A 20,830-nucleotide genomic window follows, 5' to 3' on the forward strand; every position below is an offset into this window, starting at 1 on the left:
ATCGCCTGAGAGGGCGATTCAAGCTGTTGAGATTTTGAATCAGCCGACGATTTCGGTTTCGGCGAACCAGTAGGCGATTTCCTGTGCGGCGGTTTCCGGCGCGTCGGAGCCGTGGACGGAGTTTTCGCCGATGGAGAGCGCGAAGGTCTTGCGGATGGTGCCTTCCGCGGCCTGGGCCGGGTTGGTGGCGCCCATGATTTCGCGGTTCTTGAGGATGGCGTTTTCGCCTTCCAGAACCTGAACGATGGTCGGGCCGGAGGTCATGCCTTCAACGAGTTCGCCGAAGAAGGGGCGTTCCTTGTGAACGGCGTAGAAGCCTTCGGCTTCGCGCTTGCTCATCCAGACGCGCTTGGAGGCGACGACGCGCAGGCCGTTGTCTTCAAATACCTTGGTGATCGCGCCCGTCAGGTTACGCTTGGTTGCGTCCGGCTTGATCATCGAAAATGTGCGTTCAATCGCCATGTGTCCGTTTCCTTTTCCTTCAGAGAAAGTGGGCGGTCTTTACCCGCCCAAAGGCCCGAAAACAAGGGGGATCAACGAGATTGCGGCGATGACGCCAGACATTTCACGCCGCTGTCACACTGCGACCCCTCGCATCATAGAGGTCGAGACAGCCTTCGAACCAGTCCCTCACAGGGTCATTCTCGGCGAACAGATCGGCGCCGGTGGTGATCCTCGCCCATTGCAGCGCCCCGAAGACGATGTAATCGGCAAAGAGCGGCGACGTGCCGCCGATGAAGGGCTGGAAGCTCAGCATCCGCCGGATCGGCGCCAGCAAACCGGGAAAGGCGGCAATTTCCGCCTCGCGGTTTGCCACCACATCTTCGAGCGGACGGCCGAGCGCCTTGGTGCGGCTATCCCGGAAATAATGACGGTCAGGCTCATCCAGCATATTGTGGATATCGAGGACCGCAATACGGGTGATGGCTGGGTGCAGCACCGTCTGCGACCAGCTTTCGACGAACCGGGCCATCGCCTTGCCGCCTTCTCCGTCAAATAGCGAGGGCCGTTCCGGATAGGCTTCATCGAGGTAGAGGGCGATCTCGAAACTGTCGCTCACCAGCTGATCACCGTCCCGAAGGATCGGCACCGTTTTGGAAAACCCGTCCTCGACAGTCGGAATGACAGTGAAGGGCAAAGGACGCTCTTCGAAATCCAGCCCCTTGTGCGCCAGCGACAGCACCGTTTTCCAGCAGTGGGGCGAGAACGGGCGCGATGCATCGCTTCCGCACAGGGAATAAAGCGTTCTGGACGTGGTCATGGGCAACCCTTTTCATGAATCTGGATGCGCCGATATTAAGGACCGCGGCAGCGCGAAATCAAATCAGGATTTGTCATACGATTGATCAAGACACGTTTTGCTCAAGCTTCCGCGCCGAAGCGTGAAAAATGCATGACGCGAGATCGAAAGTTCTTCTCGGATTCAGTCAATTTTAAACCGTCGCTTGTAGGCTTCGTGCCATTCAACAATCGGTTATTACCGGCCATTTATAATAATCAAGTGGTATTGAGGCAGTCAGTGACGTCATCGGCGGGCGATAAGAAACGCGAGCAGACAAGAAGCGCACTTGTCGTTACAAAGATCACGCAGTTCATCACCAAGATGAACATCGCGCCTTTGCCGCGTAACTACGAGCTGATCTATGAGATCTTGTCGGGACACAACCCTTCGATGGGCCGGGACGTTCTTGCGCTCGGAAATGCACCGCAACAGCATGAAATCGACCTGATTGGCCAGCGGCACAATCTGCCTGGCTTTTCAAGGATCGAGGCCGAACAGATGGCGAGCGAGGCGCTCGATACGCTGACACAAATCTCCGCGCGACTGGATGCGAGCCTGAAGCGAACGGAGACATTCATGCATGGCATCAGTGACCAGGGCGGCAAGCAGCCGGTGCCGGAACGTGTCGCGGAATTGCTCGGCGATATTCACGAGGAGCAGACAAGCCTTCGGCATTTCATCGCCATGGGCCTCGTGAAAATCCGCGACGTCGAAAGGCATCGGGCCGAGTTGCAGACGGCCTCCCTGCGCGATGCGCTGACAGCGCTGCCGAACCGGGCCGCTTTTCTTGAAAAGCTTCGCGGCCTGTTTGCGGAAGACAAGGCTGCCTCCGCCACCTCACTGGTGCTGCTGGATATCGATCACTTCCGTGAAATCAACGGCAAATATGGCCCGGCCGCCGGCAACAAGGCACTGAGACGCCTCGCCGCGCTGTTCCGCAAGACCATCAAGAAGGACGATTTCGTTGCCCGCATCGGCGGTGACGAGTTCGCCTTTCTGTTTGCCGGCGTCCCGCAGAACACGGCCGAGGCCATTGCGGAGCGACTGCGGCAGAGCGTGGAGGACTTACGCTTCGTCACGAGCGGCGGGGATGGCGAGCATCTGACGGTTTCGATCGGCGTGGCCGCCGTGGACGGCACGACGACGCCGGCCGAATTTTACGGCCATGCGGAACTGGCGCTGCTTTCGGCGCGCAGCAGCACACGAAATTGCGTCGTCGGCTACTCCCGCGACGTCGCGCAGCACAGCCGCCGCAGCTATCTCGAACAACTCGGCGATTGATGGCGTAATCTCGCGCGATGTGGCGCGGGCGCTCTTGCCTTGGCCGGCCAGTTCGGCCAAAACGGCGCCATGATTACGATTACCGATCTTTCCGCTCGCATTGCCGGGCGTCTGCTTCTGGACCACGCCAGCGTGACGCTTCCCGCCGGTGTGAAGGCGGGCCTTGTCGGCCGCAACGGGGCCGGCAAATCCACTCTGTTCCGGGTGATTACCGGCGACTTTTCGGCGGAAAGCGGTTCGGTGACGATCCCCAAACAGGCGCGTATCGGCCAGGTGGCGCAGGAAGCACCGGGAACGGAGGAATCGCTGATTTCCATCGTGCTTTCTGCCGACAAGGAACGCAGCAGATTGCTGGCCGAAGCGGAAACCGCGACCGATCCGCACCGTATCGCGGAAATTCAGATGCGGCTTGTCGACATCGATGCCCATTCAGCAGAAGCGCGCGCCTCCAGTATCCTTGCCGGCCTCGGTTTCGACCATGAGGCGCAGCTTCGCCCGGCTTCCTCCTTTTCCGGCGGCTGGCGGATGCGCGTGGCGCTCGCCTCGGTGCTGTTTGCCGAACCCGACCTTTTGCTGCTTGACGAACCGACCAACTATCTCGACCTCGAAGGCACGCTCTGGCTGGAAGATTACATCAGGCGCTATCCGCACACCGTCATCATCATCAGCCATGACCGCGATCTCCTCAACAACGCGGTCAATTCGATCATGCATCTGGACCAGAAGAAGCTGACCTTCTATCGCGGCGGCTACGACCAGTTCGAGCGGCAGAAGGCTGAGGCCGACGAATTGCAGATGAAAGCGAAGGCGAAAAACGACGCCGCGCGTAAACACCTGCAAAGCTTCATCGACCGATTTCGCGCCAAGGCCACCAAGGCCCGGCAGGCGCAGAGCCGCATCAAGGCACTGGAGCGCATGGGCACGGTGGCCGCCGTGATCGAAGATCATGTTCAGCCGATCACCTTTCCGGAGCCGGAAAAGCAGCCCGCCTCTCCCATCGTCGCCATCAATGGCGGCGCTGTCGGTTACGAGCCCGGCAAGTCCATTCTGAAGCAGCTCAATCTCAGGATTGATAATGACGACCGCATCGCGCTGCTTGGCTCCAACGGCAATGGTAAATCCACCTTCGCAAAATTCATTTCCGGCCGGCTCGCCCCGCAGGCGGGCGACCTTCGCGTTGCGCCCGGCCTGAAGATCGGTTTCTTCGCGCAGCATCAGCTGGACGATCTCGTGCCAGATGAAACGCCGGTGGAGCATGTGCGCAAGCTGATGCCGCTGGCACCGGAAGCGCAGGTGCGCGCCCGTGTCGCCCAGATGGGCCTTGCGACGGAAAAAATGGCGACGGCGGCAAAGGACTTGTCCGGTGGCGAAAAAGCTCGCCTGCTGATGGGGCTTGCGGCCTTCCATGCGCCGAACCTGCTGATCCTTGACGAGCCGACCAACCACCTCGACATCGACAGCCGCCGCGCGCTGATCGAGGCACTGAATGACTATAGCGGCGCCGTCATCCTCATCTCGCACGACCGCCACCTGATCGAGGCGACGGTGGACCGGCTGTGGCTGGTGGCCGATGGTACGGTCAAGACTTTCGAAGGCGACATGGAGGAATATCGCGATCTCGTGGTTTCCTCCCGCAGGAAGAAGGAAGACAAGACAGAGGCTGCTGCCGATCAGGCATCGAAGGCAGATCAACGCAAGGCCAGTGCCGAAAAGCGCGCCCAGCTTGCCCCGCTGAAGAAAAAGATCAACGAAATCGAATCCCTGACGGCAAAGCTTGAGAAACTGATTCAGTCGCTCGACAAGGAGTTGGCGGACCCTGCCCTTTACGAAAAGGCGCCTGCGAAGGCCGCGCAGAAAGTGAAGGAACGCGGGGAAGCCGCTGCCAAGCTTTCCGATGCGGAGGAGCAATGGCTGCTGCTTTCCAGCGAATATGAGGAAGCCATGGCGGGCTGACGCTGGGGTCCGAGCTTCGAGCCGGACCGCACTTGGCCCGGTTGCAGCACTCCGACGGTGAAGTCGTACGCAGATTTCTACGTCCGTCATGTCTGGCTTAGTCCGGCACCGAGACAGCATAAATCCTTTGGCTGGAGGAATTTTTTCGCCACGCAGGCGAGCACCGCCTGAATTCCGGCTCAGGGCCGGAAGAAAGGGCGGCAGGCTTTCGCGCTCCCGGTCGCCGTAAGACTTCTCCCGCCACCGATGGCCGATCCCCACCACAAAGGTTTCAGATCGCTCGTGCGGCCAGCGGCCTTGCTGGAAGCCGCCGCGCCATCGACGTTGCTGACTTCGCGCCGTTGGCGTTCAGACCCTCGCGGGCGCTTTGGTGTCGATGGCGCCCGATGGCGCCCCCGCCGACGCCGATGCCGCCAACGAGGACCGCGCCGATCTTGACAGGTAGACCGCCAGTCTGGACGACGAGCCGGCCATCCATGGTCAGCAGGCCCTCATTGGCCGGCTTGTAGACAACGAACACGGCCATTTCGGAGCACGGTGCTAGGCGACTTGGCTGAGCGGCTTCAACCGGTCAAACGGAACGGCGTGAGAATAAAGATAGCCCTGACCGAAGCGAATGCCCATCTGCATCAAGAGCTTGCTCTGCTCCTCCGTTTCGATGCCTTCGGTCACCAGCTTCGCGCCATAGCGTTCGGCACTTTCGAAGGCGAGCGCAATCGCCTCCCTGAACCGCGCCTGGTCCATGCGCGAGGTCATCCAGTGGTCGATCTTGACCTCTTCGAAGGGAAACCGTGCAAGGAGCGTGAGCGCCGCATAACCCGTGCCGAAATCATCCAGTGCCAGCCGTACCCCCGCGGACACCAGCGCGTCGAAATTGCGCTGCACGACGTCGTTGGTCGGTATCTTGCTCATCTCCGTCACTTCGATCGACAGGCGGTGCGTCGGCACCGCCATGCGGTTCAACAGCGTCACGACACGATCCGCGAAACGATCCGAGGCAAAGGATGAAGCGGAAATGTTCACCGACAGGTGAAAATCCTCGTCGAGCCCGCGCAGATTGCAGAGGTCTCGAACCACGGCTTCGACCGTCGCCCACTCAAAATCCGCAAGCAGCCTGTGCCGCTGCGCGATCTCCAGAACGTAATAGGGCGAAAGCGCCTGCCCTCGACCGTCGGTGGCGCGTAACAGCGCTTCCGCGCCAATCATGCGGCGATTACACATTTCAAATTTCGGCTGGTAGAGAATCGGTGGCCTTCCGGTTTCGATCCAGTCGACCAACATCCGCCGCACATCCTCGTCCCGCGTCGCTTTTTCAGCCAGCGAAAAAGGAAATATCTGAATGGGATGATCGCTGCCTGCCAGAGCAAGGCTCAAGTGGCGGAGGAAGGAGGCGACGTTGCGCTGGGAAAGCACATCGAGATTGGCCCCCCCGATCTTGAGATGCGGAACCGGACCCGCCGCCGCTGCACGGGAATACGCACTCAGCCCGTCGTGCAGGCGCATTATCAGCCGCGCGTTTTCCGATTTCTCCAGCGAAACGCCCTGCATGACGATCGCGAGCGTCGTATCCCCGAACATGAAACAGGCGGGCATATCGGCACTGGAAAGCAGACCATCGTTGCCGCCGCAGATTTCCTGCGCCAGCCGCGGCCAGAAGTGATCGCCCCAATCCTCCCCTTCGTAGGCGGCGACATCGGCGATGTTGACGATTTCGATCAGGATGAGAGCATGCGGAACCGCCGGCGCCTGCAGCATGATGGTTTCAATATGGTCTTTCAGGGCGCGCCGGTTGGGCAGGCCTGTCAGAGGATCGGTTCGCGCCGCCGCCTCCCGCTTTTTCTGCTCTTCCCGCGCCCCCGCCTCGCTCCGCAGCAGGATGAAGAGGCATGCAATCATCGGCAGGCCGACCGCCACGGCCCCAAGCGTGCGACGGCCGACCGCACTGAAGAACAGCGCCTGATCCACAAGCCCGAGGAGATAAGAAAGGTAGATCGCAAACAGGACGCAGACGAATCGCGCCGCAAAAACCGTGACGACATCGCCTGCTTTCAGATCCGTCAGGCGGCGGCGGCGCATCCAGCCGTACATCAGAATTCCGCAAGTCGAAACGACAGCCATATCCTGCAGGGCGGAGAAAAACAGAACCGGGCCGCCGATGATGAGACGGCCGGCCGCAACCAGTACCAGTGTGATCAACCCGCCCTGCCAGGAGCCCAAAACGCCGGCGAGGAACAGCAGGTCCGAGCGGATGTACGGTTTTGAGGGCAACTTGATGAATTCGGAGACCAGGAGGGTCAGCAGAAAACCGGCAACGCCAAAAACAATGCCGTAATAAATTTTATAACGCGGGTCTTCGAGAGCGATGTTTCGTCGCAGCAGGATCAGCATCGAAATCATGCCAACGACGGCTGCCGCCTGAAGCAGGAGAAACGGCAATTCCGCAACGGACGCCGCGGCCTGAGCAACAATCGTTTCCATCATCTGCACTTCCTCCTTGATTGTCCCCGCCACCGCGTTCCATCGCGAGACCTTGTCAAATGCCGCTCCGCCCAACGTCAAATTCCGTCCCCACATCTCTGCCATTCGATGACGTGTCACGGGGCTTCATGCAGCCCAGTTCCGGCGGCCCGGCCATCGCGGCTTTCCGCCCGGGGTCGAGAACCAGGCGGTCCCGGCCTCGACGTTTTGCCTCGTAGAGCGCCATATCTGCCCGCCTGAGCGTCTCGTCGATGAGTTCCGTGCTGCTTTCGGAGACCGCAACACCGAGGCTGACGGTGACGACATTGCGGCCGTCGGGGCGGTTCGGATGGGGAATGGCCTCATCAATGACGGCCAGTCTCAGTCTTTCGGCGATCCTGATTGCAGCTGCGACGACGCAATCGTCGAGAAGAACCACGAATTCCTCACCGCCGTAGCGGGCGATGAAACGTCTGTCGCCGTCGTCTTTGCGCAGCGTGCCGCGCAGCCTTCCGGCGACCCTGCGCAAACAGTCGTCTCCTGCCACGTGCCCCTCCGAATCGTTGTAATTCTTGAAATAATCGACATCGAGAAGGATGAGTGCGCGCGGCCTGTCGCTGCCCGAGATTTCACGCACGGCCTCGTCGAAGCTGCGCCGGTTGCGGATGCCGGTCAGCTGGTCGGTATTGGAGATCCGCTGAAGTTCGTGGTTTGCGGTTTGAATCTGCTGCAGCAATGTCTTTTCACGCAGGGACGCCAGATAATCCCTTCGCTCCACCTTCTCGATGCGATAGGCCGCAAACAGCGAGACGGCGCTGATACCGATGGAGCACATGATTGCCGGAACCTTGGCCACTTCACTCGTGACCGTGACATAGTCCATGCCAATGATGAAAACCGTCATGCAGCCAACGGTGCCAAGCAAAGCCACTGGAAAGGGCTGCCGGTGTATCGTGTTCATGTAGAGGACGACGGTGACGATGCCCATGTAATATTCGCTCGCCGACGAGGTCCGGGCGTTGGCGTAGATGAACATGATGGATCCGACAACGACCATGCAGCCGATGGCATGAAGAACCTCATGCACCACCGCATCCGGTCGCGCCTGAAGCGCATAATGCCGAATGGGGAAATAAAGGAACAACACCGGCGTGATGACCACCAGACGGACGATCAAATCAAGCCAGATGATCTCGGGCACGAGTGTCATGTCGACGAAAATGTACAGATCATAGAGAACGGCACCGAAAATCAGCCCCCATGTATTGAACTGATGGCTGCTTTCGTTGACTTTCTGAGCAAAGCCCGGCGAACGGTCATCTCTAAACAAACCGGAAATCACCTGCCCTCCACGATATTCTATTATATTCTAAAATAACGTCGCAACTTCTAATATTTACTGGGTTCTAGCTTGGAATCCGACTTAAGAATTCAACTTATAACTTCAATATTTTTATTTTCTACTTTATTTTTCCAATACCGAATTCGTACAGTAATCCAACACACCAGATTTGTTATCAGGTTACGGACTGAAAAAGATTGCGCTGGTGAGACGACCGCCTTGCTCCTTTAATCGTTTCTGCTAGAAATCGGTAAAAAGTCACACTTTATCCCAGACAGCATTGCAACAGGTTCATTCCATGTCAGCCACAAAGCTTGCCATCGTCGGCGTCGGCAAAATCGTTCGCGACCAGCACCTTCCGGCCATTTCCGGCAATCCCGATTTCGAATTGATTTGCACCGCAAGCCGCCACGGCACAGTCGAGGGGGTTGCTTCCTTCGGCACGATCGAAGCGATGCTCGAGGCTGTGCCTGATATCGAAGCCGTGTCCCTGTGCATGCCGCCGCAATATCGCTATGAGGCCGCTCATGCCGCTCTGAATGCCGGCAAGCACGTCTTCCTCGAAAAGCCGCCGGGCGCCACTTTATCGGAAGTACAGGACCTCGTTCGGCTTGCCGATACCAAAGGCCTGTCGCTATTTGCCAGCTGGCACTCGCGCTATGCGCCGGCGGTCGAGGCCGCAAAAGCGTTTCTGGGGTCTACGAAGATCAATAGCGTTCACGTCATCTGGAAAGAAGATGTTCGCCACTGGCACCCGAACCAGGAATGGATCTGGCAAGCAGGCGGTCTCGGCGTGTTCGACCCCGGCATCAATGCGCTTTCCATCATCACGCACATCCTGCCGCATGCGCTGTTCCTCACCAAGGCAACGCTGGAATTCCCGGAGAACCGCGACGCCCCGATCGCAGCTGACCTGCACTTCTCCGACGTCCTGAAAACACCCGTCCATGCCGAGTTCGACTGGCGCCAGACCGGCAAGCAGAGCTGGGATATCGTCGCGGAGACCGCAGCCGGGCAGATGGTGTTGTCTGAAGGCGGCGCGAAGCTCTCGATCGACGGGGAAGAAAAGCTGTCGCAGCCGGAGAGGGAATATCCCGCCCTTTACGAGCGCTTCTCGGAAATCATCAAGGCTGGCCGCTCCGACGTCGATCTTGCGCCGCTGACCCATGTGGCCGACGCTTTCCTGCTCGGCCGTCACAAATTCGTAGATTCTTTCTACGACTGAGAAAAGAAAACGTCTCTCGAAATGCCAGGCATCACAGGGCGCGGCTGACGAAGCGGTCGCGCCCGGATTTTTTGGCCTGATACAGCGCTTCGTCGACACTGCGCAGAAGCGTGGCGCGGTCCGTGCCTGCCTGCGGGGCCAGTGCACCGCCGATGCTGAGACGCGCGCTGACCTCTTGCCCGTCAATATCGAAAGGATTGCGGAAAGCGGCCAGCAGCCGCTCCGCCACTCCATTCAACATCGCGGCGCTGCTCGGTGGGGGTATGAAAATCGCGAATTCATCACCGCCCATTCGCACCACGATATCTTCGTCGCGGATCACGTCACGGATGCGCGCCGCGGCCTCCGTCAGCACACGATCGCCCGCCGGATGGCCCAGCGTGTCGTTGATGGTCTTGAACCCATCGAGATCAAGATAGAGGACGCCGAAGGCCTGGTTTGCAAGCAGGGCGAGGCCCAGCTGGCTGTCGACAACCGCATCCAGAGCCTTGCGATTATAAAATCCCGTCAGCGGATCGGTCATCGCCGCGTCACGCAGCTCCCGTTCAGCGAGGCTCATCGTGAAATTGGCTTTCTGGAGCCGCAGAAGCGCAGCGGCCAGCAGGGCAAAGCCTCTCAGACTATCGATTTCCGCCTGCGAAAATTCCCGCGTCTCGGTATCGACCAGGCAAAAGGAGCCGACCACAAGACCCGGCTCCAGCTCGATCGGCGCACCGGCATAGGAACGCAGTTCAGGGCCGCCCTTCACATAGGGCATGAAACGAAAATCCGGATGCTTCGTCAGGTCAGCGATAACCACCACATCTTTCCTGCTGACGACGCGGGTGCAGATCGACAGGTCGCGCGGGCATTCCGACAGCTCCATTCCCGCCTGTTCGGCAATATGAAGCCAGTCCTCGTCAACAATATGGATCGCCGCCCGGGACACCCCGAAGATCCCCTGCCCCAGTTGCGACAGCACCTTCAATTCCGGCATTTCGGCATTCTTGAAAGGCATGATCGACCGCACAGCAACCAGACGCTCCATTTCGCCGTCTGGCCGTGAAATTGCCTGTCCCATACTTCGTGTCCTCTGCTGTTTATCCGCCGAACCTGCCTTGAGCAGAATCAACAGATCCGCATCCGAAATGACCGTCTGCTTGCGGGTTTCCCAGCGGGGCATAATGCAAAAACCGCCGGTCGGCGCCACGTGCGAATTGTTGCCGGTCTATTTGCGTATAAAACCAATAACTACAATTCCGCAACCTGCCATTCCATCACGCTTTTTTCTGCCAGCGACCTTCCGGCGACTGCTGCCAGTAGGTCAATGCGTGTCCCTCCGCTTTCAGCCTCTTCCAGTGATTTCGCGCCATTTCCAGCTGGTAGGCGTCGTAGCCGTCAAACATGAAGACGACGCGCTCATAGGCCTCCACCGCAGGCGGCTCCGCACCATCGACGAGAAAGCGGACGCCCGCTGCATTGGCGTTTTCGTCTGATGCCATCAGGAGAATCGGCTGGCTCTCCGGTCCGGGGGCCGTATCGGTGGCGTGCGGCAGGAAGCTGTCGTCCCGAAAGGTCCACAGATGCGTGTCTAGAAAATCCCGCCGGTCCTCATCCACCGTCTGGACCGCGACCTTCCAGCCGCGCTCCAGCGATTTCTCAAGCAAAGGCGGCAGCGCGTCCTCCAGCTTCGATTCCGTCAGGTGATAGAACAGGATTTCCGTCATGCGCCGGCGTGCCGCTCCGCTCGTTTCAATCTTCGTAATGGGCGCGAACGAGTTCGTTCAAAAGACGCACACCGTAACCCGAGCCCCATGACTGGTTGATTTCGGTCAGCGGTGAGCCCATGGCCGTGCCGGCGATGTCGAGATGCGCCCATGGCGTGTCGCCCACGAAGCGCTTGAGGAACTGCGCGGCCGTGACGGAGCCCGCCAGGCGGCCCGAGCTGTTCTTCATGTCGGCGAATTTGGAATCGATGATCTTGTCGTAATCCTTGTGGAGCGGCATGCGCCACAGTTTTTCCGCCGTTACCTCGCCTGCCTGCGCAAGCCGGCTGGCCAATTCGTCATCATTGGAGAACAGGCCGGCCTGCAGGTTGCCGAGCGCCACGGTGATGGCGCCCGTGAGCGTCGCGAGATTGATCATGAATTTCGGGTTGAAACGCTCCTTGGTGTACCAGAGCGCGTCTGCCAGAACCAGCCGACCCTCCGCATCCGTATTGATGATCTCGATGGTCTGGCCGGACATGGAGGCGACGATATCGCCGGGGCGCTGGGCGTTGCCGTCGGGCATGTTCTCGACCAGGCCGATAACGCCGATCACGTTTGCCTTGGCCTTGCGGGCAGCCAGCGTGTGCATCAGTCCGGTGACGGCCGCAGCACCTCCCATGTCGCCCTTCATATCTTCCATATTGAGGCCGGGCTTCAGCGAAATCCCACCGGTGTCGAAAACGACGCCCTTGCCAACGAAGGCGATGGGCTCATCCTTCTTTGAGCCGCCGTTCCACTGCATCACTGCCAGCCGCGGCGGACGGGCAGACCCCTGCGCCACGCCAAGAAGCGCGTTCATGCCAAGCTTTTTCAGTTCCTTTTCCCCGAGGACTTCAACCTCGACTCCAAGCTTGCGCAGCTCTTCAGCCTTCTCCGCAAATTCGACAGGTCCGAGAACGTTCGGCGGCAGATTGACGAGATCGCGCGCGAGAATAACGCCTCCGGCGACAGCTTCCGACGCGGCGAAGGCCTTCTCGGCCTCCTTATGAGCGGCGGTGACGATGATGACGTCGACCTTTTTCGGCGCCTTCTCGTCGTCCGACTTCTTCTTGGTCTTGTAGGCATCGAAGCTATAGGCGCGCAGCATCAGGCCAAGCGCAAAATCGCCAGCCGCCTGTCCGCCAACCTCGACGCCCGGCGCATCCAGATAGATGACGACCTTCTCCGCCTTCTTGAAATGGGCAGCCGCAGTCCCGCCAGCGCGCAGCCAGTCGTGCGCAGCAAGCTTTGCCGGTTTGCCAAGACCGATGACAAGCAAACGGTCGGCGCTCGAGCCCTGCGGCGCGATAATATCGAGCGTCGTCATGGCCTTTGCGGAAAAACCGGCAATCTTCGCTGCCCTTTCGATCACGCTGCCCGGGTCAGCCTCCGAAGCACCGGCAACGGCCTGCCCCTCACCCGAGGCCTGCAACGCGATGGCCAATGCATTTTCCAGTGAGGCGGCGTTGGCGAAAGAAATATCGAATTTGGCGGACATGGTTTTCTGCTCTTCCTGGTCAATTTTCATGGTGCGCCGATCATGGCCTTTTCGGCCGGGGGCGCAACCCTTGCATTCTTTAAAGCCCCACAGTCGTTAAAGGAAAGGCATTTTTGTGGAATGGGAATTCACGTCATGAAACCGACAGCTTGTTCCACAAAAAGACACAGGCGAGGGAAAAATAATCGCGCAAGACATATTTGTGAGCCTGACGGAATAGCCAATTGCAAACGATGCGATTAGATAAGCGGAAACTCGGCGAGCGATCGCGCGAAAAAACAATGTCGAACAGGGCCGAATGAAGCTTCTCGAGAACTATATCCTGCGGCGGACAACGCAGATGTTTCTGGTCGCGCTGTTGCCGGTGCTGGCCATCATCTGGACCATCCAGGTTCTCCAGAGAATCAATCTCGTGACCGATACGGGTCAGTCGATGGGCTCCTTCATGGCGCTCGCGACGATGATCCTGCCCACGCTCATTCCCGTGGTGCTTCCTTTTGCGCTGGTCATCGGCATTACCCAGATCTTCACGACGATGAATAATGATTCCGAGCTGGCGATCATCGATGCGGCCGGTGCGCCGCGCTCGGTGATGTATCGCCCCGTTCTCATTCTCGCCGCCGTACTGAGCGCGCTGTCCTTCACCATCACCAATTTCATCGAGCCGCCTGCCCGCAATTCGGCCCGCCAGATGGTCGCAGCCGCTTATGCCGACCTCCTTTCCTCGGTGATCGAGGAGAAGACCTTCCGCACCATTCAGGACGGTCTCTACGTGCAGATTGCGCAGCGCCAGGGTCGTATTCTCAAGGGCCTGTTCGTCGCTGACCGCCGTGATCCGAATTTCGATCTCATCTATTATGCCAAGGAAGGCATGATCGATGAAAGCGGCACGTCGCTGACAATGCGCGACGGCGAAGTGCAGCAAAAGACGCCCGACGGCAAGGTATCGATCGTCAAGTTCCTGTCCTATGCGTTCGATCTGTCCACCATGTCGGAAAAGCAGGATTCGGAGCCCTCACTGTCCCCTGGCGATGCCAGCCTCGGCTTCCTGCTGTCGCCAGACGAGAATAATGCCAGCTACAAGCGGTCGCCGGAAACCTTCCGAAGCGAATTGCACAAACGCCTGTCGGACTGGATGTTCGCCTTTTCCTTCGCGCTGATTTCCCTCGTCATTGCCGCCGATGCCCGCTCACACCGCGAGGCGCGCATGCATCCGATGGTCGCGGCCCTGGTGACGGCCTTCGTACTGCGCTGGCTCGGGTTCTACGTTACCAATCAGGTGAAGCAGAGCGTGGCGTTTATTCCATTGGTTTACGCCGTCCCCGGCCTTAGCGGTGCTGCGGCTGCCTTCGTGCTGATCACCGGCCGCAAACCGAAAATGCCGAAGGTGGTAACCGACGTGACGGGTCGTCTGCGCCGCCTCTTCTCCAGCCGTCTGGCGCGCAATTCGGGGAGCGGCAACGCATGATCTTCAATACGCTCGCCAGGTATTTCCTGAAACGATATCTCGTGACCGCCATCTGGTTCGTGATTGGCGTGTCCTCAATCATCTACCTTGCCGATTTTAGCGAGACCGCACGTCGCATGTCCGGCCTGCCCGGCTATTCCGTTCCCGCCGCCCTCGGCCTGACTGCGCTTCGGCTGCCATTGATCCTGCAGCAGACGATACCCTTCATTGCGCTTTTCGTCGGCATGACGACGCTCATCTCGCTCAACCGGCGTTACGAACTGGTGGTGACGCGCGCCGCTGGCATTTCCGCCTGGCAATTCATCCTGCCCTTCGTGCTTGGCGCCATATTCATCGGCATTCTCTCGGTGCTCGTTCTTAACCCGATCGCCGCCTGGGGCCAGAACAAGTCGCTGGCAATGGAAGCCGGGCTGCGCAACGAGCAGGGCGGCGGGCGACAACAGCAGATCATTCCCTGGATGCGTCAGTCGAGCGGCGGCAAGGATACGATCATCGGCGCCAAGAGCTTCGAGGACAACGGAACGCTGCTTCTCGACGTGGTTCTTATCGACCTCGACAAGGACGGCAACATCGTCTCACGGAAGGATGCGAAGTCCGCTAAATTAGAAGATGGTTACTGGCTTCTTAACGGGGTTTCGGAAACCCGCGCGGGACATGTGCCAGTTCGGCAAGACAGCATGCAGATCAGTACCAATCTGAGACAGGAATTCGTCCAGGAGCGCATGACGCAGACGGAAACCGTTGCTTTCTTTGATCTTTCTCACAAGATCGAAGTCGCAAAGTCCTTTGGACTATCTTCAAAGGCGCTTGAGACGCAGTATCATTTCCTGCTATCGACGCCCCTGCTTCTGGTTGCGATGACCTTGATCGCCGCGACCGTTTCATTAAAGTTCAGCCGCTTCGCCCAGTCGCGCTCCGTGATTCTGGGTGGAATCGTTTCCGGCTTCGTGCTTTATGTAGTAACCGTGCTCGTAAGGGCATTCGGGAGTGGTGGCGTTGTCCCTCCCACCGTCGCGGTCTGGGTTCCAGTCGTCGTGGCGTTGGCATTGGGGGCAACTATTCTGCTTCATCAGGAGGACGGCTAGTGGCGGTAATTGACCGCGGGAATATCAGGCGGCTTTGGACGGCCCTTCTGACAGGTGCCGCTGTGTGCGCGTATTTGGCATCCAGCCCGGTCGCTTTCGGCCAGGATGGATTGCTCGCGTCGGCAAGCCAAGACGATTCGAAACTCCTGCTCACAGCAAATGAACTGACCTATAATCGTGATTCCCAGCGCGTCATCGCGAAGGGCGTCGTGCAGATGAAATATTCGGGCTACCGTATGGTTGCCCAGCAGGTCGAGTATAACCAGCAGACAGGCCGCGTGATTGCCCATGGCAACATCGAGCTGGTCGAGCCGGGCGGCAACAAGATCTATGCCGACGAGATGGACGTGACCGACGACTTCGGTCAGGGCTTCGTCAATGCGTTGCGCGTCGAGACCACGGACAACACCCGCATTGCCGGTGAGAGCGCCGAGCGTCTCGAAGGCGATGTCATGGTACTGAACAATGGCGTCTACACCGCCTGTCTGCCCTGCGCGCAGCGCCCCGAAAAGGCGCCGCTGTGGCAGGTGAAGGCCGAGCGCGTCATTCAGGATGGCAAGACCCACACGGTGCGGCTGGAAAAGGCCCGCCTGCAGCTCTTCGGCCATTCGATTGCCTATGTGCCGTTCCTGACCGTTCCGGACAACACGGTGAAGCGGAAGTCCGGTTTCCTGTTTCCGCAGATGAGCATGACGAACAAGCTCGGCTTCGGTTTCGGCGTGCCCTATTTCCAGGTTCTCTCCGACACCTCCGACGTGACGATCACGCCGACCTACTATACCAAGCAGGGACTGCTGCTGCAGGCCGAGCTGCGCCAGCGCTTCGAGACCGGCATGCACACGCTGACGATTGCCGGCATCAGCCAGCAGTCTTCGGAAACCTTCATCGCCGGCACCAGCGACGCGCTGAACGATCAGCGTGGCATGGTTGCGAGCAAGGCCGACTTCAGCATCAATCCGCGCTGGGCCTTCGGCTGGGACGCGATGGTCCAGTCCGATAACAACTTCTCGCGGACATACAGCCTGAAGGGCTACAAGAACGACGTCCAGACCAACCAGATTTATCTGAGTGGAACCAGCGAGCGTAACAGTTTCGACGCACGCGGTTACTATTTCAACGTTCAGGACACCGATAATTCCGAGTTGAAGGAGCGCAAGCAGGCGATCGTTCACCCGGCCGTCGATTATCGTTACTTCCTGCCGGATCCGGTCTATGGCGGCGAACTGTCGCTGACGACCAACTTCACGAGCATCAGCCGGTCGACGCAGGATTCCTACGCGATGGGCGGCTACCCGCGCTTCAACGGCCTGGAAGGTTCCTACACGCGCTGGACCACTGAAGCAGAGTGGAAGCGCACCATCACCATGGATAGCGGCCTGCAGATCACGCCGATCTTCGCGGCGCGCGGCGATGCGCTGTGGACTGACATGACGGCGGCAAGCTTTACCTCTGGTGGCACCTCCTACGCCTATGAAGGCACGATCCATGATGATGCGGCGTTGCGCGGCATGGTCACCGGCGGTCTCGAAGTGCGTTATCCCTGGCTGTTCACGGCGCTCAACAGCAGCCACGTGATCGAGCCGATCGCGCAGATTTTCGTGCGCCCGAACGAACAATATGCCGGCCGTCTTCCGAACGAAGATTCGCAGGCCTTCGTGTTTGACGCTACCAACCTGTTTGAACGCGACAAGTTCTCCGGCTTCGACCGGATCGAAGGCGGCACGCGCGCCAATCTCGGCTTCCGTTACAACGGCACATTCAACAATGGTTACGGTGTTCGCGCCATTGCCGGCCAATCCTTCCATCTGGCGGGCGAAAATTCCTTCGCTTCCTACGATCTGTTGAACGTCGGCGCCGACTCCGGCCTCGAATCCGATCGTTCGGATTACGTCGCCATGGCCGCTTTCGACGCACCGATCGGGCTGTCGCTGTCCTCAAGCCTGCGGCTCGACAAGGACAACTTCGAAATCAACCGGTCGGAAACGGGCATCAGCTATTCGGATCGCCGTATCAACGGCAGGCTGAGCTATACGCAGGTCAAGGCACAGCCAAAATACGGCTATAACGAAGACCGCGATATCATTCAGGCATCCGGCTCCCTGCGGATGGACGACAACTGGTCTCTGTTCGGCGCCATCAACTATGACATCAACGGCAAATTTGCCGCTGAGCGCCGGATCGGCATTGCCTATCAGGATGAGTGCACGATCCTGACCGTCAGCTATTCAGACGAAGGCAACATCAATTCCAGCCGACAGGCCGCCAATGACTGGTCGATCAATGCCCGTCTGGCCTTCCGCACGCTGGGCGACATCAGTGTCGGCTCGGCGAACGAGGACTGGAATGAGATGGATATTGGCTGGAAGCCGAACAATTACTGAAATTGACGGCGGGTCAGGCAGTATCGTGACCCGTCGTTTTCATTTTACCAGTAAAGTCACGGTTTCGCCGCAACAACAGGCCATTGTCCGCCAAACTTGAAACCTTCAAGGTTTTTCTTTCAACGAACCAAGACATTGCCGTGGTGCGGATCGCGGTGATATATACGTCGCGAATTCGCGGTGCGGGTGCACAGGTGCAACTCTGAAATGCCGGGATGCTGCGGCTCCCGCTTCGGACGGAACAGACTGGCGGAAGAGGGCAAGGACCCTCTCCGACACAAGGGAGAAACAGATGATGAATTTCGGAAAGTCGGCTTTGCGTGGCGCTGCGTTTGCCTTTGCGATTTTCGCCGTTCCCATGGCCATTGTGCCCTCTGCCGGCCAGGCCTTCGCCGACAGCACCGTCAAGATCGTCGTCAACAAGACCCCCATCACCAATGATGACATTGCAAGGCGCGTCGCCTTCCTGAAGTTGCAGCGCCAGTCCGGCAATCTCAACGAAAAAGCGCGCGATCAACTCGTTGACGAAGCGCTGAAGCGCGAAGAAATCGCCCGCGTCAAAATGTCTGTCAGCACGCAGGATGTCGATGCCGCCTTCGCGCGATTTGCCGCCAACAACAAGATGAAGCCGGACCAGCTGACCCAGATCCTGGCGAAGGCCGGTGTGGGCGCCGACCACTTCAAGTCTTTCATCGCCGTTCAGATGAGCTGGCCGCGCCTCGTGAATGCCCGATATGGAGCACGCGGCAAGATGTCGAACCAGGATCTCGTGACCCGCCTGAAGGAGCGCGGCGAAAAGCCCGTCACGACGGAATACTTCCTGCAGCAGGTTATCTTTGTCATCCCGGAAGCCAAACGCAACGCCATTACCGGCAAACGTAAGGCCGAAGCTGAAGCATCGCGTAAGCGCTATCCCGGTTGTGACCAGGCGATAAGCTTTGCCGCAACGATGCGCGATGTCGCCATCAAGGACCTGGGCCGCATCCTTGCTCCGGAACTTCCGGAAGAATGGAAGGCCCTGGTCGAGAAGGCCAAGGAAGGCGGCACCACCGGCACGCGCGTGACCGAAAAAGGCGTCGAATACCTCGCCATCTGCAAGCAGCGTCAGGTCTCCGACGATTATGCGGCTGAAATGGTCTTCAAGGCCGAAGACCTGATGAAGGCCAAGGACGGCGAAAACCCGAACGAAAAGAAATATATGGATGAGCTGCGCAAGAAGGCGCAGATCGTCAATACCTGATATTGATACGAAAGCCGGGTCTTTCCGTGACACATGCATCCCTGCCGCTTGCCCTGACACAGGGCGATCCAGCCGGTATCGGTCCCGATATCGCCATTACCGCCTGGGCAAGACGGCAGCAGAACGGCGTGCCCCCCTTCGTCTTCATCGGTGATCCCGATGTGGTGGCAAGCCGCGCGGCGCTCATCGGCGTCGAGATCAATATCGAGACCTGTGAGGCGGACAATGCCATCGAGGTGTTTGAGCGCGCCTTCCCCGTTCTTCCCCTTCCGGTGGGCTTCGAGGTACAGGCAGGGCAGCCGCATGTCGGTGCAGCCCATGCGACGATCAAGGCCATCGAAACCGCCGTCTCGCTGACGATTGAAGGCAGGACAGCCGCCGTCGTCACCAATCCGATTGCAAAATCCGTGCTTTACGAGGCAGGCTTCGGATTTCCCGGCCATACGGAGTTTCTGGCCGATCTGGCCCTGCGCCAGACGGGGAAAGCGGTGATGCCGGTCATGATGATCGCGGGGCCCAAGGTTCGCGTCGTGCCTGTCACAATCCATATCCCACTCAAGGATGTGGCGACAGCGCTGACGGAGGAACTGATCGTAACCACCTGCCGCATTATCGACACCGACCTTCGGGAAAAATTCGGGATCGCCGCGCCACGTCTGGCCGTCGCCGGTCTTAATCCACATGCGGGCGAAGATGGCGCCCTCGGCACCGAGGACCGCGATATCGTCCACCCCGCGACCATCAGGCTGCGAAAGGACGGCATCGACGCCTTCGGCCCCCTGCCCGCCGACACCATGTTCCACGACGCCGCCCGCAAGCGTTATGACGTGGCGGTCTGCATGTATCACGATCAGGCGCTCATCCCCGCCAAGGCGCTCGGCTTTGACGATTCGGTCAATGTCACGCTCGGCCTGCCGTTCATTCGCACCTCGCCGGACCATGGTACTGCCTTCGGCATTGCCGGACAGGGGATTGCGAGCGAGGCGAGCCTTGTCGCGGCACTGAAGATGGCCGGTGAAATTGCTTCGCGCAGCCGGGTCGGCGCATAATGGCGGCCATCGACGGACTGCCGCCGCTGCGCGATGTCATTCAGCGCCATGGCCTCGACGCGAAGAAGTCACTCGGTCAGAACTTCCTGTTCGATCTCAACCTCACCCAGAAGATCGCCCGCACAGCCGGTCCACTCGACGGTGTGACAGTCATCGAGGTCGGTCCCGGCCCTGGCGGTCTGACGCGCGCCATTCTCTCACTCGGTGCAAAGAAGGTGATTGCCATCGAGCGCGATAGCCGCTGTCTGCCTGCCCTCGCCGAAATCGAAGCCCATTATCCCGGGCGTCTCGAGGTCATCGAGGGTGATGCACTGAAGACAGATTTCGAGAGCCTTGTCCCCACGGGCGAGCCAGTGCGCATCATCGCAAACCTGCCCTATAATGTCGGCACGCAGTTGCTGGTCAACTGGTTGCTGCCGAAGCATTGGCCACCCTTCTGGCTATCCATGACGTTGATGTTCCAGAAGGAAGTCGGCCAGCGCATCGTCGCTGAAGAAGGCGACAATCACTATGGCCGCCTTGGCGTCCTCGCCGGCTGGCGCACCGTCGCCGAAATGGCCTTCGACGTCCCGCCACAGGCCTTCAGTCCCCCACCCAAGGTCACGTCGACCGTTGTGCATCTGTTACCGAAAGAAAAGCCCCTGCCCTGCGACGTCGCCAAGCTTGAAAGAGTGACAGAGGCAGCCTTCGGCCAGCGCCGCAAGATGCTGCGCCAGAGCGTCAAGAGCCTCGGTGGCGAGGCGCTGCTGGAGAAGGCCGGCATTGATCCCACACGCCGGGCGGAAACGCTGTCGGTGGAGGAATTCGTGACGCTGGCGAACGCGCTGTAATTCAGGTCTTCG

The 20,830-nt window shown here is 59.3% G+C and carries 17 protein-coding genes; 9 read left to right on the forward strand and 8 right to left on the reverse strand.

The genetic code is table 11. The features are described 5' to 3' along the window. Nucleotides 1-39: 39 nt before the first annotated feature. Entirely contained in the window at nt 40-462 is a 423-nt protein-coding gene (gene ndk, locus AT6N2_RS04930) for a nucleoside-diphosphate kinase (RefSeq protein ID WP_003496769.1), read from the reverse strand. A gap of 103 nt (nt 463-565) precedes the next feature. Continuing rightward, the gene (locus AT6N2_RS04935; protein ID WP_063951088.1) at nt 566-1,261 is read right to left on the reverse strand and encodes a glutathione S-transferase family protein; all 696 of its coding nucleotides are present in this window, start codon (nt 1,259-1,261) and stop codon (nt 566-568) included. A 258-nt stretch (nt 1,262-1,519) separates the two neighbouring features. Between AT6N2_RS04935 and AT6N2_RS04940 the strand changes: the two genes are divergently transcribed. Further along, nucleotides 1,520-2,563 (forward strand): GGDEF domain-containing protein, encoded by a 1,044-nt coding sequence (locus tag AT6N2_RS04940; RefSeq protein ID WP_209088929.1) that lies wholly within the window; start codon nt 1,520-1,522, stop codon nt 2,561-2,563. A 69-nt stretch (nt 2,564-2,632) separates the two neighbouring features. Continuing rightward, entirely contained in the window at nt 2,633-4,516 is a 1,884-nt protein-coding gene (locus tag AT6N2_RS04945; RefSeq protein ID WP_209088932.1) for an ABC-F family ATP-binding cassette domain-containing protein, read from the forward strand. A gap of 271 nt (nt 4,517-4,787) precedes the next feature. Here AT6N2_RS04945 and AT6N2_RS04950 read toward each other — a convergent pair whose 3' ends face one another. Genes AT6N2_RS04950 through AT6N2_RS04960 form a run of 3 tightly spaced genes read right to left on the reverse strand, consistent with a single transcriptional unit; the run spans nt 4,788 to nt 8,315 of the window. After that, on the reverse strand, nt 4,788-5,042 hold the full coding sequence (locus AT6N2_RS04950; protein WP_063951086.1) for a heme-binding protein: 255 nt from the start codon (nt 5,040-5,042) through the stop codon (nt 4,788-4,790). Nucleotides 5,043-5,056: 14 nt separating this feature from the next. Continuing rightward, entirely contained in the window at nt 5,057-6,997 is a 1,941-nt protein-coding gene (locus tag AT6N2_RS04955) for an EAL domain-containing protein (protein ID WP_209088935.1), read from the reverse strand. A 52-nt stretch (nt 6,998-7,049) separates the two neighbouring features. Further along, nucleotides 7,050-8,315: a GGDEF domain-containing protein gene (locus AT6N2_RS04960; protein ID WP_233282474.1), complete on the reverse strand. Its 1,266-nt coding sequence runs from the start codon at nt 8,313-8,315 to the stop codon at nt 7,050-7,052. A gap of 298 nt (nt 8,316-8,613) precedes the next feature. On the opposite strand from AT6N2_RS04960, the gene AT6N2_RS04965 reads away from it, so the two are divergent. Beyond that, nucleotides 8,614-9,540 carry a Gfo/Idh/MocA family protein gene (locus AT6N2_RS04965; RefSeq protein ID WP_209088938.1) on the forward strand — a complete coding sequence of 309 codons (927 nt, stop codon included), beginning with the start codon at nt 8,614-8,616 and terminating at the stop codon, nt 9,538-9,540. A gap of 31 nt (nt 9,541-9,571) precedes the next feature. Here AT6N2_RS04965 and AT6N2_RS04970 read toward each other — a convergent pair whose 3' ends face one another. The 3 genes from AT6N2_RS04970 to AT6N2_RS04980 all read right to left on the reverse strand — a co-directional run bounded on the left by AT6N2_RS04970 (nt 9,572) and on the right by AT6N2_RS04980 (nt 12,765). Continuing rightward, complete coding sequence (locus AT6N2_RS04970; protein WP_063951125.1) at nt 9,572-10,600, reverse strand: sensor domain-containing diguanylate cyclase; 1,029 nt, start codon at nt 10,598-10,600, stop codon at nt 9,572-9,574. A gap of 196 nt (nt 10,601-10,796) precedes the next feature. Beyond that, nucleotides 10,797-11,246 (reverse strand): DNA polymerase III subunit chi, encoded by a 450-nt coding sequence (locus AT6N2_RS04975; RefSeq protein WP_063951084.1) that lies wholly within the window; start codon nt 11,244-11,246, stop codon nt 10,797-10,799. Between the two features lie 25 nt (nt 11,247-11,271). Next, a complete protein-coding gene (locus tag AT6N2_RS04980) occupies nt 11,272-12,765 on the reverse strand; it encodes a leucyl aminopeptidase (protein ID WP_063951124.1) in 1,494 nt (497 codons plus the stop codon). Between the two features lie 298 nt (nt 12,766-13,063). Here AT6N2_RS04980 and AT6N2_RS04985 point away from each other — a divergent pair, with 298 nt between their 5' ends. The 6 genes from AT6N2_RS04985 to rsmA all read left to right on the forward strand — a co-directional run bounded on the left by AT6N2_RS04985 (nt 13,064) and on the right by rsmA (nt 20,818). Then, complete coding sequence (locus AT6N2_RS04985; RefSeq protein ID WP_063951083.1) at nt 13,064-14,233, forward strand: LptF/LptG family permease; 1,170 nt, start codon at nt 13,064-13,066, stop codon at nt 14,231-14,233. Further along, the gene (lptG, locus tag AT6N2_RS04990; protein ID WP_063951082.1) at nt 14,230-15,318 is read left to right on the forward strand and encodes an LPS export ABC transporter permease LptG; all 1,089 of its coding nucleotides are present in this window, start codon (nt 14,230-14,232) and stop codon (nt 15,316-15,318) included. Before AT6N2_RS04985 ends, lptG begins: the two co-directional genes overlap by 4 nt. Continuing rightward, nucleotides 15,318-17,699, forward strand: coding sequence for an LPS-assembly protein LptD (locus AT6N2_RS04995; protein WP_063951081.1), 2,382 nt, complete (start codon nt 15,318-15,320; stop codon nt 17,697-17,699). The genes lptG and AT6N2_RS04995 overlap by 1 nt, the downstream gene beginning before the upstream one ends. A gap of 292 nt (nt 17,700-17,991) precedes the next feature. Next, complete coding sequence (locus tag AT6N2_RS05000) at nt 17,992-18,939, forward strand: SurA N-terminal domain-containing protein (RefSeq protein ID WP_063951080.1); 948 nt, start codon at nt 17,992-17,994, stop codon at nt 18,937-18,939. A gap of 26 nt (nt 18,940-18,965) precedes the next feature. Further along, on the forward strand, nt 18,966-19,988 hold the full coding sequence (gene pdxA, locus AT6N2_RS05005; RefSeq protein ID WP_209088941.1) for a 4-hydroxythreonine-4-phosphate dehydrogenase PdxA: 1,023 nt from the start codon (nt 18,966-18,968) through the stop codon (nt 19,986-19,988). After that, on the forward strand, nt 19,988-20,818 hold the full coding sequence (rsmA, locus tag AT6N2_RS05010; protein ID WP_209088944.1) for a 16S rRNA (adenine(1518)-N(6)/adenine(1519)-N(6))-dimethyltransferase RsmA: 831 nt from the start codon (nt 19,988-19,990) through the stop codon (nt 20,816-20,818). Before pdxA ends, rsmA begins: the two co-directional genes overlap by 1 nt. Nucleotides 20,819-20,830: the final 12 nt, after the last annotated feature.

The sequence above is a fragment of the Agrobacterium tumefaciens genome (assembly GCF_017726655.1).
Taxonomy (GTDB): Bacteria; Pseudomonadota; Alphaproteobacteria; order Rhizobiales; family Rhizobiaceae; genus Agrobacterium; species Agrobacterium tumefaciens_B.

Excerpts from the sequence above, each read along its gene's own strand:
- ndk (WP_003496769.1), bottom strand. The coding sequence starts at position 462 with ATGGCGATTGAACGCACATTTTCGATGATCAAGCCGGACGCAACCAAG.
- AT6N2_RS04935 (WP_063951088.1), bottom strand. The coding sequence starts at position 1,261 with ATGACCACGTCCAGAACGCTTTATTCCCTGTGCGGAAGCGATGCATCG.
- AT6N2_RS04945 (WP_209088932.1), top strand. The coding sequence starts at position 2,633 with ATGATTACGATTACCGATCTTTCCGCTCGCATTGCCGGGCGTCTGCTT.
- AT6N2_RS04950 (WP_063951086.1), bottom strand. The coding sequence starts at position 5,042 with ATGGCCGTGTTCGTTGTCTACAAGCCGGCCAATGAGGGCCTGCTGACC.
- AT6N2_RS04955 (WP_209088935.1), bottom strand. The coding sequence starts at position 6,997 with ATGATGGAAACGATTGTTGCTCAGGCCGCGGCGTCCGTTGCGGAATTG.
- AT6N2_RS04965 (WP_209088938.1), top strand. The coding sequence starts at position 8,614 with ATGTCAGCCACAAAGCTTGCCATCGTCGGCGTCGGCAAAATCGTTCGC.
- AT6N2_RS04970 (WP_063951125.1), bottom strand. The coding sequence starts at position 10,600 with ATGGGACAGGCAATTTCACGGCCAGACGGCGAAATGGAGCGTCTGGTT.
- AT6N2_RS04975 (WP_063951084.1), bottom strand. The coding sequence starts at position 11,246 with ATGACGGAAATCCTGTTCTATCACCTGACGGAATCGAAGCTGGAGGAC.
- AT6N2_RS04980 (WP_063951124.1), bottom strand. The coding sequence starts at position 12,765 with ATGTCCGCCAAATTCGATATTTCTTTCGCCAACGCCGCCTCACTGGAA.
- AT6N2_RS04985 (WP_063951083.1), top strand. The coding sequence starts at position 13,064 with ATGAAGCTTCTCGAGAACTATATCCTGCGGCGGACAACGCAGATGTTT.
- lptG (WP_063951082.1), top strand. The coding sequence starts at position 14,230 with ATGATCTTCAATACGCTCGCCAGGTATTTCCTGAAACGATATCTCGTG.
- AT6N2_RS05000 (WP_063951080.1), top strand. The coding sequence starts at position 17,992 with ATGATGAATTTCGGAAAGTCGGCTTTGCGTGGCGCTGCGTTTGCCTTT.
- rsmA (WP_209088944.1), top strand. The coding sequence starts at position 19,988 with ATGGCGGCCATCGACGGACTGCCGCCGCTGCGCGATGTCATTCAGCGC.